This is a genomic window from Desulfobaccales bacterium, assembly GCA_041648175.1.
Taxonomy (GTDB): domain Bacteria; phylum Desulfobacterota; class Desulfobaccia; order Desulfobaccales; family 0-14-0-80-60-11; genus 0-14-0-80-60-11.
In genome coordinates, this window is record JBAZPO010000005.1 from 61,908 (window position 1) to 78,250 (window position 16,343).

General features: G+C 58.0%; 12 protein-coding genes. 11 read left to right on the forward strand and 1 reads right to left on the reverse strand.

Annotation, left to right across the window (positions count from 1 at the left end; translation table 11 throughout):
* Positions 1-670: 670 nt before the first annotated feature.
* From gatC to WC600_06460, 3 genes are all read left to right on the forward strand, one after another.
* Positions 671-955, forward strand: coding sequence for an Asp-tRNA(Asn)/Glu-tRNA(Gln) amidotransferase subunit GatC (gene gatC, locus WC600_06450; GenBank protein ID MFA4902369.1), 285 nt, complete (start codon positions 671-673; stop codon positions 953-955).
* A 166-nt stretch (positions 956-1,121) separates the two neighbouring features.
* Positions 1,122-2,582, forward strand: coding sequence for an Asp-tRNA(Asn)/Glu-tRNA(Gln) amidotransferase subunit GatA (gene gatA, locus WC600_06455; protein ID MFA4902370.1), 1,461 nt, complete (start codon positions 1,122-1,124; stop codon positions 2,580-2,582).
* A 103-nt stretch (positions 2,583-2,685) separates the two neighbouring features.
* Positions 2,686-4,038: a TolC family protein gene (locus WC600_06460; protein MFA4902371.1), complete on the forward strand. Its 1,353-nt coding sequence runs from the start codon at positions 2,686-2,688 to the stop codon at positions 4,036-4,038.
* 136 nt (positions 4,039-4,174) lie between these two features.
* On the opposite strand, the gene WC600_06465 is transcribed toward WC600_06460, so the two are convergent.
* Entirely contained in the window at positions 4,175-4,822 is a 648-nt protein-coding gene (locus tag WC600_06465) for an HAD family phosphatase (protein ID MFA4902372.1), read from the reverse strand.
* A gap of 205 nt (positions 4,823-5,027) precedes the next feature.
* Between WC600_06465 and WC600_06470 the strand changes: the two genes are divergently transcribed.
* From WC600_06470 to WC600_06505, 8 genes are all read left to right on the forward strand, one after another.
* On the forward strand, positions 5,028-5,459 hold the full coding sequence (locus tag WC600_06470) for a hypothetical protein (protein MFA4902373.1): 432 nt from the start codon (positions 5,028-5,030) through the stop codon (positions 5,457-5,459).
* On the forward strand, positions 5,456-5,959 hold the full coding sequence (locus WC600_06475; GenBank protein ID MFA4902374.1) for a rhodanese-like domain-containing protein: 504 nt from the start codon (positions 5,456-5,458) through the stop codon (positions 5,957-5,959). The genes WC600_06470 and WC600_06475 overlap by 4 nt, the downstream gene beginning before the upstream one ends.
* A gap of 57 nt (positions 5,960-6,016) precedes the next feature.
* Positions 6,017-6,478 (forward strand): MauE/DoxX family redox-associated membrane protein, encoded by a 462-nt coding sequence (locus tag WC600_06480; protein MFA4902375.1) that lies wholly within the window; start codon positions 6,017-6,019, stop codon positions 6,476-6,478.
* Between the two features lie 15 nt (positions 6,479-6,493).
* The gene (locus WC600_06485) at positions 6,494-7,195 is read left to right on the forward strand and encodes a hypothetical protein (protein ID MFA4902376.1); all 702 of its coding nucleotides are present in this window, start codon (positions 6,494-6,496) and stop codon (positions 7,193-7,195) included.
* Between the two features lie 175 nt (positions 7,196-7,370).
* Positions 7,371-9,431: a sodium-translocating pyrophosphatase gene (locus tag WC600_06490; GenBank protein MFA4902377.1), complete on the forward strand. Its 2,061-nt coding sequence runs from the start codon at positions 7,371-7,373 to the stop codon at positions 9,429-9,431.
* 327 nt (positions 9,432-9,758) lie between these two features.
* Complete coding sequence (locus WC600_06495; protein MFA4902378.1) at positions 9,759-12,827, forward strand: EAL domain-containing protein; 3,069 nt, start codon at positions 9,759-9,761, stop codon at positions 12,825-12,827.
* Between the two features lie 291 nt (positions 12,828-13,118).
* Positions 13,119-15,500: a PAS domain S-box protein gene (locus WC600_06500; GenBank protein ID MFA4902379.1), complete on the forward strand. Its 2,382-nt coding sequence runs from the start codon at positions 13,119-13,121 to the stop codon at positions 15,498-15,500.
* A gap of 184 nt (positions 15,501-15,684) precedes the next feature.
* Positions 15,685-16,338, forward strand: a complete 654-nt coding sequence (locus WC600_06505; protein ID MFA4902380.1) for a hypothetical protein — start codon at positions 15,685-15,687, stop codon at positions 16,336-16,338.
* Positions 16,339-16,343 lie beyond the last annotated feature (5 nt).

Consider the following 16,343-nt stretch of genomic DNA (forward strand, 5'->3'; position numbering starts at 1 on the left):
ATTAATTTTATGATTAACTATATCCAAACGCCAAAGGTTTTTCCACTAGAATGCCAACATTTCCTGGCCAAACGCTTAACTGGTTAAACTATTTACTTAAATAAGGGTAACGGCGTAACGTATCCCTGAGCTGGTCATGAGGGCACATCACGCGGTTCTTTAACGATCGGGACAATAATCTATCGAGCCCCTTGCAAAAAGTGCAAAAGGCCGTTTTGTCATCCTGAGCGCAGCGAAGGATCTCGTAGTTACGCCTACCTATGAGATTCTTCGGTCGCTTCGCTCCCTCAGAATGACAGGTGCGGAGATTTTGGCAAAATGCTCTATCGGAAAAACCTTTCGGTAATCACTGACTTAGATTGTTTTTCAAGGGATTCGTTATGGCCTGGATAAGGTTTTTACGAATCTAGCCCCCAGGCCTCTCCTCACGCTTGCGGGCCTCCGTGCGGTGGGGCGGGCTTCTGTGCCCGCCATCCTTATAAGCCAGGTTCGACGAAACCAGAATGGGCGTTCCTTGAAAAGTTGATTTCTCTTGGTTCCCGGCTCCTCCTTTCAGTATAATGAAAATGGCAAAATTTTGGCAGACCTGATGAGCGGCGACGGCGGCAGAGGTCTTTCTAACCTTAGAAGTTCCTGACAGCCCTCGCTTGACGATACCGAGGAGTAATCCATGGCCTTAACCCGAGACGAAGTGCTCCACGTGGCCACCCTGGCCCGCCTGAGTCTGGAGCCTGCCGAGATCGAACTTTTCACCCGGCAACTCAATGACATCCTGGCCTATGTGGAGAAGTTGCAGGAATTGGACACCACCGGTGTGGCGCCCCTGGCCCACGTCATCCCGGTCTTTAATGTCTTGAGGCCGGATGCCGTCACGCCGGGACTTGACCGGGAGGCCGCGCTTAACAATGCCCCGGCCAAAGAAAATGGCGCTTTTCTGGTGCCCAAAATCATCTAAAACGGGGCTTTGGTTCTGGGTTCTGGGTTTAAAAAAATAGGGCCGAAATAAGAGAAAATGTAGAGCGGGCACTGCCCGCCATAACTTCTGCACAGGCTGGAAAGCCTGTGCTACCGATTTTAACGAGAAACCAAAAACGAGAAACGGCAGTATAAGAGGTCAAAGCATGGGGGAACCCATTTATAGTCTGAGTATAAGCAAGCTTGCGCCCCTTTTGGCTTCAGGCGAAGTCTCGCCGCAGGAAGTAACCGAAGCCTGCCTCACCCGCATCAAAGAGCGCGACGGCGAGCTCAACACCTTTATCACCGTTGATGAGCCGGGCGCCCGGGCCATGGCCGAAGAGGCCGCGGCCCGCTTCAAGCGCAATGATGCCACCCCCCTCACCGGCATTCCCCTGGCGCTCAAGGACGTCATGGTGACCCGGGGTCTGCGCACCACCTGCGGCTCCCGCATCCTGGAGAACTTCGTCCCGCCCTATGACGCCTTTGTCTGCGCCCGGCTGCGCCAGGCCGGTGCGGTTATCCTGGGCAAGCTCAACATGGACGAGTTCGCCATGGGCTCCTCCACGGAAAACTCGGCCTTCGGCCCCTCCCGCAACCCCTGGAACCGGGATTACATCCCCGGCGGCTCCTCCGGCGGCTCAGCCGCCGCGGTGGCCGCGGACCTGTGCATCGCGTCGCTGGGCTCCGACACCGGCGGCTCCATCAGGCAGCCCGCGTCGCTGTGCGGGGTGGTGGGGCTGAAACCCACCTATGGCCGGGTCTCCCGCTACGGGCTGGTGGCCTACGCCTCCTCCCTGGACCAGATCGGCCCCCTCACCAAAGAAGTCCGGGACGCGGCCATCCTGCTCCAGGCCATTGCCGGCCACGACCCCAAGGACTCCACTTCGGTCAACGAGCCGGTGCCGGACTATCAGGAACGCTTGGGCCGGGAGATTAAAGGTTTGAAGGTCGGGGTCCCCAAGGAATTCTTCGGCGCCGGTCTCGATCCCGAGGTCGAAGCCGCGGTCAAAGCCGCCTTACAGACCCTCACGGGCTTGGGCGCGGACCTCATCGAGGTGAGCCTGCCCCACACCGAGTACGCGGTGGCCACCTACTACGTCCTGGCGGTGGCCGAAGCCTCCTCCAACCTGGCCCGCTACGACGGGGTGAAGTACGGCTTCCGGGCCGACGGCAAGAGTCTTCTGGACATGTACGCCCAAACCCGGTCCCAGGGCTTCGGAGCCGAGGTCCGGCGCCGCATCATGCTGGGGACCTATACCTTATCCGCCGGCTATTATGACGCCTATTATATAAAGGCTTCCCAGGTGCGGGCCTTGATCCGCCGGGACTTCGAGACCGCGTATCAACAATGCCAGGTGATCGCCACCCCCGTGGCTCCCACCCCGGCCTTCCGCCTGGGGGAAAAGGTGGACGATCCCCTCACCATGTACTTGTCGGACATCTTCACCATTTCCGCCAACCTGGGCGGCATCCCCGGCATTTCGGTGCCTTGCGGTTTTTCCAGCGGCGGCCTGCCCATCGGCCTGCAACTCCTGGGACCCGTGTTCGGCGAGGCGGATTTGTTCCAGGTGGCTTACGCCTTCGAGCAGGCTACCGATTTTCACCGCCGCAAGCCCCCTTTCTAGCTTATCGAAGTTATCCTCTCTTCTTTGCGGAGAGCGGGCCGGTGCGGGTGCATTGAGAGAAAATGATTTTGGCAAAGATTGATGAGATAGTGCGGAGTGCATCATGACCCATGCATTCAGGATAACCGAGGCCCTCTGCTTACTGTTTATCCTTCTGACTGTAAGCCTGGGAGGCGCCCGGGTAACGGGTGCCGCAGAGCCGGGAGGCAGCCTCAGCCTGAACCAGGCGATTGACATCGCCTTGAAAGAACAGCCCACCCTCAAGCAGTCCCGGGAGAACGTGGCCGCGTCCCGGTATAACATCGGAGTGGCCCGGTCCGCCTACCTGCCCCAGGTCAATTTCATCGCCAATTATTATTACGGCAACGCCTTCCCCGCATCATCCAACCGGCCCGGCACCTCTGGAACCAGCGGGTCCACCGGCAGTGTTGGCGCAGTGGAGGTGACCAATTATTATATCTATCAGTTTCAGGCGAGCCAATTGCTCTACGACTTTGGCAAAACCCCCGGTCTGATCAACCAATCCCGGGCCTCCTTTGGCCAGACCCAGCAAGATTACGCCGGCACCCGGCAACAAGTGGTTCTGGACGTCCGTACCGCCTATTTCGGTTATCTGGCGGCCCAGCGGGCTCAGAAGGTCCAGGAAGACACGGTGAAGCAGAACCAGGACCTGCTGAAACAGGCCCAGGGTTTCTACAAAGTGGGCTTAAAAGCCAAGATCGATGTGACCAAGGCTGAGGCCAACCTTTACCAGGCGGAAGCTAATCTCATTCAGGCCAAAAATAATGTGCAATTAGCCCAAGTCACCCTGACAACTGCGCTGGGTTTGAAGACCTGGCCTTTTTCCAAGGTAGAAGATGTGCTGGAAGTGACGACCCAGCCCCAATCCCTGGAGGAGCTGAAAGCCAAGGCCCTGGAACGGCGTCCGGAAATTTTGAAAAACCGCCATGTCCAGGAATTTAATCGAGCCGCGGTCACCGTAGCCCGGTCCGGCTATTTTCCCACGTTGAGTTCTACCGCGGCCTACGGCTGGCAGAGTGTGGATCAGCCCTTCGCCGACCTCCCCAACAACTGGTATGTGGGTGCGGCGCTGACGGTCCCCATCTTCGAAGGCCTCTCCACCGCCTATTCCCTCAGCCAAAACAAGGCCCAATTGCGGGCCAGCGTCGAAAATTACGAAGTGCTGCGGCAAAACGTCACCAAAGAAGTCAATCAGACCTATCTGAACGTCAAGACCGGCTGGGAACTCATCCGGGCCACCAAAAAAGCGCTTGAGGCCGCCCGGGAAAATCTGCGCCTGGCCTGGGGGCGCTATCAGGCAGGGGTGGGCACCATCATCGAATTTACCGACGCCCAGGTGCAATTTTCCCAGGCCGACTTGAATTTTGTCCAGGCCCTCTATAACTACCGGGTATACGAAGCTCAACTGGACAAGGCCATCGGCAAGGCGTTTTAGGCAGGTTTCAGGTGTCGGGTGTCAGTGGGGGCTTTGATGCGACCGTTGATTAACTAGTGGCAAACTGGGTCAGTTTTAGCGCCGTTGACACTGGTTTTTCTCCTGAAACCTGACACCTGAAACCTGAAACCTGCCTCTACCAGAGGCCGTGGCGTTCCAAATCCTGCCGCAACTCCTGAGGAGAGCGAAACTGCCAGGCCTTTAGCCCCTGGGCCAGGGCTCCATCCACAAATACCGCCTTATCATCCAGGAAGAGAATTTCTTCCGGCGGTCGGCTCACCCGTTGAATGAGGGCCTGATAGATGGCTGCCTCCGGCTTGCGGCTGCCCACCTCAAAAGATAGGATAAAGGCCTGGAACTGCTGTAAAATGGCGTCAAACCGTTCCCGGATATAATCAAAGTGCAGGGAGTTGGTGTTGGACAGTAAAAACAAGGGAAAGCGGGGCGCCAGGTGGGCCACCACCGCGGCCATGGCCTCCATGGGGTCGAAGATGTCGCACCAGAGTTCCCGGAACCGGGCATAGGACAGGGTCACCCCAAAGTGGGTCGTGACCCGCTCATAAAACTCCCGGGTAGTGATGCGGCCGGTATCATAGCCCGGCTCCAGGCTGGATTCAAATACCTGGGCGTAGACCTCCTGGGGGCTCAAGCCCGCCAGCGCGGCCACCCGCCGGCAGAAGCGCTGGTGGTCCACCTTGACCAGGACGTTGCCCAGGTCGAAGGTAATAGCGGTGATTGGGCGAAGAACAGGTGCTCCGGCGTGGGTTAATCTCTCTGCAACCATGCAGTTTATTTTACCTGCGCGCTCCACCGTGACAAGTCCCCCGAACCGTATTATAGTAGAATATAATATTAATTGGCATAATCAGCCGGCTGAACTGCTGACCTGAACATCCCGGCTGGGCGTGGCCGGGGTTGCCCAAGGGCAAACTTCACCGCCCTCTGGCCCCGGCCGCCCCGCTACCCAAATCCGCCACAGGAGGTGCCGGATGGCTCGTCCGAGGAGTTGGACCTGGACTGTCATTATCAGTTTGTTAGTGGGGATCGCGGCTGCCACGGCCTTCTGGCAATACAGCCCGTATGGCCATGAGCAGGTGGCCCAGCAGTCCCAGTCGCTCACCGCAGAGGTGAAGGGGGGAGCCCTGCATCTGAAAAAATCGGCCTCTCAGGCTACCGGCTCCCACTTCCAGATGGTGACCGATGGCAAGCAAGTCTTCATTGTGGACCTGAAAAGCGGGCGGGTCTGGCGTTATTTCCACCAGACCAAGGAAGAAGGCTTCAGCCGGGAAGACGAAGGCTTCCTGCCCATCCCCTTTTATTATGCGGGTAAAAAACATTACTCCGCTGCCGAGATCGAGCCGCCCGCAGGCCTTCCCGGAAACCCGGCGGCCCCCGCACCTGAGGAGAACCAGCCCCGATGAGCCGCGCGTGGCGCCAGAATCTGATCTGGGCCGTATTTATTCTGGTGCTGGCGGCTGTCATGGGTCTTTTGCAGGAATGGTCCCTGGTTCGCCAGTCCTGGCGCGGGGAACTGACTACCCGTATTGAGAAGGCCCGCAACCAGCGCCGCCAGAAAGAATTTCAGGGGATAAATACCGTTAACCTGGCCCAGGCCTACGCCCTCTTTCAAAACGGCAAGGCCCTGTTCATCGACTCCCGGCCCGATGGCGAGTACGCCGAGTTACACATCCCTAAAGCTCTACATATCACCCCGTTTATGCTGGAGATCCGCGGCGCTGAGACTGTGGCCGCCATCGCCAAGGACCGGGAGATTGTGGTTTATTGCTCCCAGGCCAACTGCGATTTGGCCCTGCAGGTGGCGGAGAAACTGCAGGCTCTGGGGTTTTCCCGGGTCATGGCCTTCATGGGAGGATTCCGGGCCTGGGACGAAGCCGGCTATCCCGCGGATACGAGTAAATGATGGCGGTAATAGGAAAAACCGCTTTGCCTTTTACCCCGACTTCTTTTGGAGCGTGACTTGCAGATTACCAAAAATCTGATAGCCCGACGGGCGCTGGAGATAATCTTAGGCGGCCTGTTTTTTTATGCCGGGTTGCAAAAACTCCTACACCCCTATGAATTTGCCGAAGCGGTCCTGGCCTACCAGTTGGTTCCGGAAACCCTGGTGGGCGTGGTTGTGGCCGTGCTGCCCTGGGTGGAGATCGCCGCGGGGCTCTGCCTGGCCGCGGGGGTAAAACGGCGTAGTTGTCTGCTCATCCTGTCCGGGCTGTTGGCCGCCTTTCTGGTCGTCATCCTCGTCACCCTGGCCCGGGGCCTGAAAATCGACTGCGGCTGCGGCCTTTTTTTCCAACGGCAGGTAGGTCTCGTGGCCATTGCAGAAGACCTGTTTCTACTGGCCTGGGCCGCAGGGCTGTATCAATGGGAGCGTTTGACCGCGGGACACAACTCCTTGGGCTTTTCACCGAAAACCGAAAACTGAAAAACGTCTTTATATATGGCCAAATTTTTCAATTTTTACGACCCGCTGGAAAAACGCTACGTCTTCAACAGCTTCCTGGTGGTAGTGGCGCTGGTGGAGATCCTTATTCTCGTCTTAACCCTCATCTGGCAGATGGACGAGGGCATCTTCGCCGGCCAGCCTAAAATCATTCCCTTCCCCTGGACGGATTACCTGCTGGCCGCGTTTGTCGCCCCTATCGCCCTGCTGTTTCTCTTCGGGGTCGTCATCCAGGGCTTCGATCTCCTGTGCCGGGAGGCCCCGGCGGCCACCCCCGGTGCCCCGCCGGGAAAATGGGGGGCTCGTTTCTGGCGGCTGCGCTACCTCCTGGGGCTCCTGGCCTTCATGGCCGTATTGGTGCTCGTCCTCAAGGGCAATATCGTCTTTCCCCTGCTGGCTTCAGCCATCAAATTTATCGGCCTGGGGGGCTCCTATGTCCTCATTGCCCTTTTGGCCTTGGCCCTGCTCTATCTCCCCCTGCGTCTCTGGCTGCGCTACCGCCTCCAGAAAAAAGCCATGGAGTATCAATACCTCCTAACCCTGGCAGAGCGCCACGGGGTGGTGGTGGTGGACCCAAAACTCCATCCGGAACTGGCGGCGGAGCTTGAAGAGAAAAAAAATTTAGCCGCACCAACCATAACTCTCCTGACGGCTCCCGATTTTTCTGAAGAACCCGGGCCTAATAAATCGGACTTGTGAAATTTTTCCTTTACAGCCGGTGCCATTCTAGGGTATGAATTGACATTCAGCTAATAGATTGCTCACAGAACTATGAAGCGGCTAGGGGAAGTACAGCGCATTTAACCTCGCAGTTTTGGGTATCGACCTTAAACCTTTAAGGAAATCATTACGTTATAGGAGGGCAGTGGACAGTATGGATATTATGAGTTTCGCGTTGATTTGTGGCGCAGTGGGCGTGGCCTATGGCCTGTTCACCACCACCTGGGTCCTGAAACAGGACGCTGGCAATCCCCGGATGCAGGAAATCTCTGCGGCGGTCCGGGAAGGCGCCAATGCCTTCTTGAACCGTCAGTATAAAACCGTAGCCATGGTGGGCGCGGTGGTCTTCGTGCTGCTGTTCGCACTGGGCAAATACACGGCTATCGGCTTCGTCATCGGCGCCGTGGGTTCGGCCCTGGCCGGCTACGTCGGCATGTATGTGTCGGTGCGGGCTAATGTGCGCACCGCCCAGGCAGCCTTTACCAGCATGGCCCACGCCCTGAAAGTATCCTTCCGGGGCGGCTCCGTCACCGGCATGCTGGTAGTAGGCCTGGCCCTGTTGAGCGTGGCCGGATACTACAAGTTCTTGATGACGGCTGCTCCCCATGAAGCCATGCACGCCCTCATCGGTCTCGGCTTCGGCTGCTCCTTGGTGTCCGTGTTTGCCCGGTTGGGCGGAGGCATCTACACCAAGGCTGCTGACGTCGGCGCCGACCTGGTTGGTAAGGTCGAAGCCGGCATCCCCGAGGACGACCCCCGGAACCCCGCGGTTATCGCCGACCAAGTGGGCGACAACGTGGGTGACTGCGCCGGTATGGCCGCCGACCTTTACGAGACTTACGTCGTGACCGTGGTGGCCGCCATGCTGCTGGCCTTCACCGTTTACGGCGCCGGTTCTCCGGCCATCGTCTTCCCGATGGTCATCGGCGGCGTGTCCATCATCGCCTCGGTCATCGGCACCTACTTTGTGCGTTTGGGGAAAGGCGACTACGTCATGGGCGCCCTGTATAAGGGGCTGGCTGCGGCGGGCATTCTGGCGATCATCGCTTTCTACCCCCTGGTTAACAAGTTCATGGCCGGCGTCGCCTCCAAGACTGTGGGTAGCGCGGCAGGCTTTGCTATTCCAACCATGAACGTCTTCCTGCTGGCGGTGATCGGTGTATTGCTCACCGGGCTGATCGTGGGCATTACCGAATACTTCACTTCCAAGAGCTTCAACCCGGTTAAGTCCATCGCCCTGGCCTCCACCACCGGCCATGGCACCAACGTCATCCAGGGTCTGGCCATGTCCATGAAGTCCACCGCGGCGCCGGTTATCGTCATCGTCGTGGCCATCCTGGCGGCCTTCCACCTGGGTGGCGGCTTGGCCCACCCCGGCACCGGTCTTTATGCTATCGCCCTCACCGCGGTGGCCATGCTCTCCATGACCGGTATCGTCGTAGCCATTGACTCGTACGGTCCCATCACCGACAACGCCGGCGGCATCGCCGAGATGTCGGAACTGCCAGAGGAGATCCGGAACATTACCGATCCTCTGGATGCGGTGGGCAACACCACCAAGGCCGTCACCAAGGGTTACGCCATCGGTTCCGCCGGTCTGGCCGCCCTGGTGCTCTTCGCCGAGTACTCCCGGTCCTTCCCCGGCGTCATGTCCTTTGACCTGGCCGATCCTCGGGTCATCGCCGGCCTGTTCATCGGCGGCCTGCTGCCCTACTTCTTCGCAGCCCTGTGCATGGAGGCCGTTGGTAAGGCCGCCGGCGGCGTGGTTGAGGAAGTGCGGCGCCAGTTCCGGGAAATCCCCGGCATCATGGAAGGCACCAGCAAACCCGAATACGGCACCTGCGTGGACATCGTCACCAAGAGCGCTCTGCGCCAGATGATGCTCCCCGCTCTGATCCCGGTATGTGCGCCCCTGATCGTCGGCTTCATGCCCGGCTTGGGTCCCGTTGCCCTGGGCGGCATGCTCATCGGCTCCATCGTCACCGGCCTGTTCCTGGCTATTGCCATGACCTCCGGCGGCGGCGCCTGGGATAACGCCAAGAAGGCCATCGAAGACGGCCTCTACGGCGGTAAGGGCTCTGATGCCCACAAAGCGGCAGTCACCGGTGACACCGTAGGCGACCCCTACAAAGACACCGCCGGCCCCGCCATCAACCCGATGATCAAGGTCGTCAACATCGTCGCCCTGCTCATCGTGCCTCTGCTGCTGAAGTAAACAAGACCTCAGATGTAAGGGCGGGTTTAAAACCCGCCCCTACCAGCAATGTAAAGCCGGTCCCGTTTGGGGCCGGCTTTTTTTATGGAGGATTGGAAACTGGCGGGAACCCAGTCCAAATTCATTTCCACATGAAACGGACCTATTGGCGGGTGGGCCTCCGAAGCCGCCATCCTAAGAGAGTTTGTTGCGACTGAATGTGAACTTAACGCTACCCTTTCTGTTTGACTATTCTAAAAAAACCTCGAATTTAGATTAAGAAATCCATGAAAGGTGCCGAAATATAGGTAACTAAAGCCCACTTATTTTTAAACATAAAGGACAGCCATGGACATTCCGAGCTCGCAATGGGTCAGAATCTTCGATGCCATTAATGACGGAGTAATGCTGGTGGATCTCCAGGGCAACATTTTGGGCGCCAATCGGGCCATGAAGGATTTGTTGGGCAAGCCTGTGGGTGAGCCCCTTTCCGGTCCGTGTTGGGAACTGGTCAATTCGATCTATTGCACCAGCGATGGATTCCCCTTGCAGCGCATGCTCCAGACTAACCGGAGGGAAAGTCTGTTGCTACAGCATAACGGTCGCTGGCTCAATGTGATCGTGGACCCGCTGACGGAGGAGAGCGGGCGGATCATCGGAGGGGTCCAAATCGTCACCGACGTCACCGACCACAAACTCTGGGAGTCGGCCCTGGAGGAACGTCTCAAGTTGGCCTCCCTGACCGCAAATATATTTCTGAATCTCAACACGGCCGCTCCTGTGCCTGAGATGTTGCAAAAGTGCGCCGAGATCATGGTGCAGAGCCTGGACGCGGCCTTCGCCCGCATCTGGACTATTAACGATGCGGGCGACTTCTTGGACCTCCAGGCCAGCGCCGGCATGTACACCCATCTGGATGGGCCCCACGGCCGCATTCCCCTCAACCGGGATATCAAGATTCCCAATATTGCCCGCACCCGCCAACCCCACCTCACTAATCAGGTCTTGGGCGACCCACAGGTTGGCGATCAGGAATGGGTCAAGCGGGAAGGTATGGTCTCTTTTGCCGGCTATCCCCTGATAGTTCAAGATCGGCTGAAAGGGGTTATGGGCCTTTTTGCCCGGCATCCCCTGACGGAATTTGTCCTTAAGGCCATGGCGAACGTAGCGGATAGCGTCGCTTTGGCTATCGAGCAGCGGCGCGCCGAGGATGCGTTGCTGCTGAGTGAAAAGCGTTTCCGCACCCTGGTGGAAACCGCTCCCAGCGTCATTATCGGCCTGACGCCTGACCATCGCATTATCGAGTTCAATCCGGAGGCTGAACGATTATACGGTATGAGCAGCTCCGAGGCTTTGGGTCAGAATTATTTTGAATTGTTTCTGCCCCAGGAACTTTGGAAGCCTACTGCCTCGGAAATAAAAAAAGTCCTGGCCGGGCAACCCGTCCGGGGATTCGTCAACCTGGTCCGAGGGCATGACGGCCGCGAGCATATCATGTCCTGGGATGCCAACCCCCTCCTGGATGCCGCCGGCCAGCCGGCGGCCGCACTGGCCATCGGTCAAGATATTACCGAACGCAAGCGGGCCCAAGAGCGCCAGGCCGTCCAATTCGCGATTAGCAAGGCCCTGGCCGAGTCGTCCACCCTGCTGGAGGCCGGCCCCCGGTTCCTGCGAGCCGTTTGTGAAGAACTAAAGTTTGACGTGGGAGAATTGTGGCTGGTGGACCATGAAAGTAACCTGCTGCGCCGTCAGGCCCTCTGGAGCCAGCCATTCAGTTTGCCATCTAACTTTATCTTTCCGGTTGAGGTCCGGACTTTTTCATCCGGAGAAGGCCTGCCAGGGGAGGTCTGGGCCAGCATTCAGCCCGTTTGGATCGACAATCTGGCCGATGATCCCCGTTTCCTTAGGAAATCCCTGATGGCCCAGGCAGGGTTGCGCGGCGGTTGCGCCTTCCCCATACTCCTGGGCCGGGAAGTGATCGGGGTGATAGCCCTCTTCGCCAAAGAACTGCGGCATCCGGATGAGCACCTCAACAAACAGATGGACGACCTGGGCCACCAGATGGGCCAGTTCATCCAGCGCCGGCGCGCCGAAGATAAGCTGCTTCACCTGTCTCTTTATGACGGCTTAACGGGCTTGGCCAATAGCGCCTTATTGCGGGATCGTCTCCAGATGACCCTGAATAAGGGCCGAAGCTCCCCGGGCCATACCTTCGCAGTGCTCTTCATAAACGTGGACCGTTTCCAGAAGATCAACGACACCTTGGGACATGGAGTGGGAGATCAATTGCTGATCGACATTGCCCGCCGCTTGGAGGAATGTGTACGTCCGGAGGATACCGTGGCCCGGTTCAGTGCGGACAACTTCATCATCTTACTGGCGAATGTCAAGGAAGACCGGCAGGCCATCGTGGTGGCAGGAAGGATACGCCAGTGCTTGCACCCCTGTTTCCATTTAGCCGGCCATGAAGTATTTGTCACCGTGAGCCTTGGCATTGCCATGGGCGCCGGTGATTATGAGACCCCCGATGAAATCTTGCGGGACGCCGACCTGGCCATGAACCGCGCCAAGGACCTGGGCAAGGATCGCTTTTTCCTGTACGACCCGGCCATGCGAGGGCCATCAGTGGAGGCTTTCTCTCTGGAACGGGATTTGCGCTGGGCCTTGGAGCGACAAGAGTTGCTATTGCATTACCAGCCCTTGGTGGAATTGGCCTCGGGACGCTTAACCGGCTTTGAGGCCCTGGTGCGCTGGAACCACCCCGAGCGCGGTCTCGTCATGCCCGGGGAGTTCATCCCCCTGGCGGAAGAGACCGGCCTGATCCTGCCCTTGGGCCAGTGGGTGTTGCGTGAGGCCTGCACCCGGATGCAGGCCTGGCAGACCCGGTTCCAGCCAGACCCGCCGTTGACCATCAGCGTCAATCTCTCGGCACGGCAGTTCACCCAGCCGGACCTGGTGGAATTGGTAGCCCAAACCCTGCAGGGGACCGGCTTGCCGGGAACTCAGTTAAGACTGGAAATCACCGAGACCGCGGTAATGTACGACCCCGAAGCCGCCATCCGTATGTTGACCGCATTAAAAGATTTAGGGGTCCGATTGAGTATTGATGATTTTGGCACCGGCCATGCCTCCCTCCGCTATTTGCAGCGCCTGCCGGTGGATAGCCTGAAAATTGACTATTCCTTCATAAGCAAGCTAAAAGTGAGCCCGGAGAGCGCTACCATTGTCAAAGCCATCTTGGGACTGGCCGGCAACCTGGGGCTCCGGGTGGTTGCCGAAGGCATCGAAACAGCCGGAGAACTCCACCTCCTGCAAAAATGGGGCTGTGGCTATGGCCAGGGCTTTTATTTCTTCCGGCCGATGGATCAGGAGGCCGCCGCAGCTCTGATCGCGGCAGGAGAAAAACCCCTCCTTTGAAAAACTTGGAGGCTGCTGCGCCTCCCATAAACCTCCTTTATCAGCCAGGCCACCAGCATCGTGGACGTCACCCCCAACATGGCCCCATGGCACCTTGTCCACTTGCGAACGCAGTCAATTATTAGGATGGATAACTGCTTCTCGTTCCGTAATTTTAACCGAAAATTGAAAACTGCAAAAATTATTACCGGCAGATCTTCCGGATATACTCAAGTCCTATCCTCAATTTGCCGATAACTAGTGGTGAAGGCCATCGAACCCGGAATTACCGGGCCGGTGCAATGTTCCTCTATGCAAAAGACGCGTTCCTTTTCCGACACTGCCAGCGATAGCGCCCAACATCAGCAGGAGGTCGAAGCCCTGCTGGCCGGCTCCCAGGCTGTCTTGAGCCATCCCTCATTTGAAGACGCGGCCAAAGCTATTTTTGAGACCTGTAAAACCGTAATTGGCGCCACGGCCGGATTCGTGGCCCTTTTAGGTGCGGATAACACCGAAACCGAATTACTGTTTTTGGACGCCGGCGGTGTGCCTTGTTCGGTGGACCCTGGGCGGTCCATGCCCATTCGCGGCTTCTTGAACGAGGCCTTCCGCCTGGGCCAACCCATGTTTGACAACGATTTCGACCGCGGCGACCGGCTGCAATTTTTACCTCTTGGACATATGCGCCTGGCCAACGTGTTGTTTGCTCCCCTCATAGTAGGAGGCCGCGCCGCGGGGCTCCTGGGTCTGGCCAACAAGCCCGACGGTTTTACCGGCCATGACGCCTACCTGGCCGAAAGGTTCGCAGATTTTGCCGCCATCGCCCTGCGCCACAAGCGGGCCGAAGAAACCCTGAAAGAAAGCGAGGCTCGCTTCCGGCAATTGTTCGAGAGTGCGGCTGACGCCCTCTGGCTACACGATCGGGGCACTATTATCGAAGTGAATCAGCAGGCCTGCCAGAACCTGGGGCACACCCGGGCAGAATTGCTTCAATTAAATGTTTCCGACATCGAGGTCGGCTTAGGCCCAGAGGAATTGACCAAACTTTGGGAGCGCGACACTCCGCACTTAACCACCTTTGTCGGCCGCCGCCGCCGTAAGGACGGCTCCACCTATCCGGTTGAGGTCAGGACCACCAAATTTTTCTTTGGCGGACGCCATCTTCGGCTGGCTGCCGCCCGGGACATCACCGACCGCCAGCGGGTGGAGGATGCTCTAAAGGCCGCCAAGGGCAAGCTGGAATACCTCCTCACCGCCAGCCCGGCAGTGATTTACAGTTGCGAGATCACTCCCCCGCATCGGGCCACCTTCTTCAGTGAAAACGTCGTCTCCCTTTTGGGTTATGACCGGCGCGAGTTGATGGATAATCCTGCCTTGTGGCAGGAGAGTATCCATCCCGAAGATGTCCCTGGCGTGTCTGCCGCCACCGCCATATTATTTGAATGCGGCCATATATCCATGGAATACCGCTTCCGGCGCAAAGACGGGGACAATATCTGGATACAGGATGAACTGATCCTGGGGCGCGATGACCATGACAACCCCAGGGAGATCGTCGGGTTCTTGATAAATATTTCCAAAAGGAAACGGGCCGAAGCGGCCCTGCGGCAGAGCGAAATCCAGTACCGCTCCCTGGTGGAGAACACCCTGGACGGCTATATCATCTATAAGTTCCCGGCCGGAAAATTTCTTTTCCTCAACCAACGGATGTGCCAACTTTACGGGTGCAGCCGGAAGGAAGGACTGCGCCTTTCTTTCCGGGACCTCATTGTTGAGCCGGAGCAGGACCGCTTTCACCATTGGGTCCAGGCTCATGTCGAAGGTGAAAACCAGACCGCTTTCCCCCAGATCTTCAGCTTGCGTGGTCGGGACGGCGCCACCTTGCTGGCCGAAGTAGCCGTCTCCCTCATCTCTTATCAAGAAAACCCCGCGGTCCAGGTAGTCATCCGGGACATATCGGAAAGGGAGCGCCTCCGGCAACAGGTGCAATATGCTCAAAAAATGCAGGCTCTGGGTACCATGGCCGCGGGCATTGCCCACGAAATCCGCTCTCCCTTGACCGTCTGTTCCTCGGCCGCCCAGTTTATCCTGGACGACGATCTGACCCCGGAGTTTAAGCGCCAATGTCTGGAGAAGATGCTGGCTGGTATCACCAAGGCCTCCACGATCATTGAAAATCTCTTGAAATTTGCCCGTTCCCCCGAAAGAGTCGAAGCCACCAGGATGGAATTGGGCACGGTCGTCAACGATACCCTGGCGCTGGTGACCAATCAGGCCAGGTTACAAAATGTCTTCATGCAGAAAGTTATCCCCGTGGCGCCCATTTATTTTCAAGGCTTCGCCGGCTTGTTGCCTCAGGCCTTCATGAACCTGTTCCTCAATGCCGTGAACGCCATGCCGGATGGAGGCACCCTGAGTGTCCGCCTGGAGCCCTCCGAGCATGAGGCCATGGTTGTCATCACCGACACCGGCCACGGGATTGCGGCTTCAGACCTGCCCTATATCTTTGATCCGTTTTTCAGCAATTCCCAGGTAGGCCAGGGAACCGGCCTGGGCCTTTCCATCTGCCAGTCCATTATCAAACAACATCTCGGCTCCATTGAGGTGGAAAGCAACCCGGGGCAAGGCACCTGCTTTATCGTGAGATTGCCTCGCCTGCAACCGGTAAACGCGCCTGCAGGTCCTTCCCAGTAATCTCCCTAAGAGAAACTTGTTAAGAATATTGCAGCAAGAACCGATAGAGAATATAGAACGGGGCGGTTGGCAAGGCCTGCCGTAGGGTGCGTCCCACGCACCAATCATGGCTAACTCTGAACTTTGAACCTTGAACTTTTAATTTTACGGAACCGAGCGCAAACCGGAGGAAACGACAGGTTTCATGTCTGCTGACCAACGCCACCCTCATAGTCCCGCCTCTCAGGAGGCATCCCCCGGCGTCTTTTTCCGGACCTTGATTTACCTCCCCATCATCCATACCCAGGCAGATATGGGGGCGCTCCAGGAATCCGTAGCCGCCGCTACCATAGCCAAGCTGGGCCGGGCCGGATTAGCCCGCAAAGCCGGCGTCATCGAGCGGGTCTGGACGGAGATCGAGGCAGCCATTGCCGCACTTAATCTGCCCTTTGACCGGGTGCGCCTCTACCAGGACGGCTTGCCCGTCTGTGGGCGGGAGACCGAAATCGTCACGGAACTGGCCCAGGCGGACAGCCGTAATCATCAACTCCTGTTGCGCTTGATGGCTCAAGGGGCCAGCCTCATGGGGACCGAATCCGCTGACTTGCTGGTCCAGGAGTATCAGGCGGCCAAACAATCCCTGACGGTTCCCCCTCCCCGGTCCGCCGGCCTGGCGGCAAAGCGACGGGCGGCCAGTGAAAGCCTGCTTAAGCGCCGGGATCAATTCATCGCCCAGCGCATTAACGACACGCTCAAACCAGGCGAGACCGGCATTCTTTTTCTGGGAATGCTCCATGCCTTGGAACGATACCTGCAACCGGATATTAAAGTGGTCTATCCGCTCCACCGGCCTCGTTAACCCCG

Excerpts from the sequence above, each read along its gene's own strand:
- gatC (MFA4902369.1), top strand. The coding sequence starts at position 671 with ATGGCCTTAACCCGAGACGAAGTGCTCCACGTGGCCACCCTGGCCCGC.
- gatA (MFA4902370.1), top strand. The coding sequence starts at position 1,122 with ATGGGGGAACCCATTTATAGTCTGAGTATAAGCAAGCTTGCGCCCCTT.
- WC600_06460 (MFA4902371.1), top strand. The coding sequence starts at position 2,686 with ATGACCCATGCATTCAGGATAACCGAGGCCCTCTGCTTACTGTTTATC.
- WC600_06465 (MFA4902372.1), bottom strand. The coding sequence starts at position 4,822 with ATGGTTGCAGAGAGATTAACCCACGCCGGAGCACCTGTTCTTCGCCCA.
- WC600_06470 (MFA4902373.1), top strand. The coding sequence starts at position 5,028 with ATGGCTCGTCCGAGGAGTTGGACCTGGACTGTCATTATCAGTTTGTTA.
- WC600_06475 (MFA4902374.1), top strand. The coding sequence starts at position 5,456 with ATGAGCCGCGCGTGGCGCCAGAATCTGATCTGGGCCGTATTTATTCTG.
- WC600_06485 (MFA4902376.1), top strand. The coding sequence starts at position 6,494 with ATGGCCAAATTTTTCAATTTTTACGACCCGCTGGAAAAACGCTACGTC.
- WC600_06490 (MFA4902377.1), top strand. The coding sequence starts at position 7,371 with ATGGATATTATGAGTTTCGCGTTGATTTGTGGCGCAGTGGGCGTGGCC.
- WC600_06495 (MFA4902378.1), top strand. The coding sequence starts at position 9,759 with ATGGACATTCCGAGCTCGCAATGGGTCAGAATCTTCGATGCCATTAAT.
- WC600_06500 (MFA4902379.1), top strand. The coding sequence starts at position 13,119 with ATGCAAAAGACGCGTTCCTTTTCCGACACTGCCAGCGATAGCGCCCAA.
- WC600_06505 (MFA4902380.1), top strand. The coding sequence starts at position 15,685 with ATGTCTGCTGACCAACGCCACCCTCATAGTCCCGCCTCTCAGGAGGCA.